The sequence below is a fragment of the Kineothrix sp. MSJ-39 genome (assembly GCF_018917935.1).
Classification (GTDB): Bacteria; Bacillota; Clostridia; order Lachnospirales; family Lachnospiraceae; genus CAG-194.
Map to the genome: position 1 here is coordinate 1 of NZ_JAHLPN010000048.1, position 1,135 is coordinate 1,135.

General features: G+C 41.0%; 1 protein-coding gene. It reads left to right on the forward strand.

Annotated elements, in window-relative coordinates:
* Positions 1-107 precede the first annotated feature (107 nt).
* Positions 108-1,052: a DDE-type integrase/transposase/recombinase gene (locus KQI22_RS13700; RefSeq protein WP_216553430.1), complete on the forward strand. Its 945-nt coding sequence runs from the start codon at positions 108-110 to the stop codon at positions 1,050-1,052.
* Positions 1,053-1,135 lie beyond the last annotated feature (83 nt).

Consider the following 1,135-nt stretch of genomic DNA (forward strand, 5'->3'; position numbering starts at 1 on the left):
TGTAGGGTTACAATTGATGTGACACCTACCACTATACAAAAACGGTTGAGTCCTATAGAATTTTAATCGCCAAACCAAAACTCCAATGAAAAGGATTCTCAACCGCCATGAATACAATAACACATTCTCAACGATATTTGCCACATGAATTTTCAACAAAATATTATGCAGTCAAACTCTATCGCTCTGGCGTTGGTGTCTCTTTTGTCTGCCGACGCTATCACATTTCAAAATCCTCTCTCTTGCGATGGAACAAAAAGTTTGATGGTACAAAAGAATCCCTGCGTGATAAATCCCACAGACCGCATGCAAAACATCCCAATGCCCACTCTGATGAAGAATTGAAATGGATCCAAGATTATCACAGACGTAATCCTAATATATCTGTCTGCGAATTATATGGCAAACTCCGCTCTGCCAAAGGTTATTCTCGACATCCCGGATCACTATATCGCATTTATCGTAAGCTTGGTTATTCCAGTTCCGCTCCTTCAACCAAGACCAGACGCAGACCTCAGCCTTATGACACCCCAACACGGCTTGGAGTCAAATGGCAGATGGATGTCAAATATGTTCCGACAGCCTGCTATTCCGGCTCCATACCGCAAAGATTCTACCAGTATACGGTAATTGACGAAGCCTCAAGAGAACGTTTCATATACCCTTATATGGAGCAGAGCAGCTATTCAACTGTGGATTTTTTAAAACGCGCTATCCTTTACTTCGGATATCAGCCTGATATACTTCAGACCGACAATGGTGTTGAATTTACACATGTTCAGAAAACCAAACGTATACATCCACTCGATATCTTGTGTGAACAGCTGAAAATCAGCCATAAAAGGATCCGTCCACGCACACCACGTCATAACGGTAAGGTAGAACGCAGCCACAGAAACGATCAGGAACGCTTCTATAACCATATGTCCTTCTATAATTACAATGACTTACTGATACAAATGAAACGGTATCTCAATCGTTCAAACAACATACCTATGCAGGTACTGGGATGGAAATCACCACTGGAAAAACGCCATGAACTGGAAACCTAACCATTTGTATCAGGTGATATATCTATAGGATCATACCGTTTTTTATTTTAAAAACTTGGTGTCACATCATTGACTAATGTACA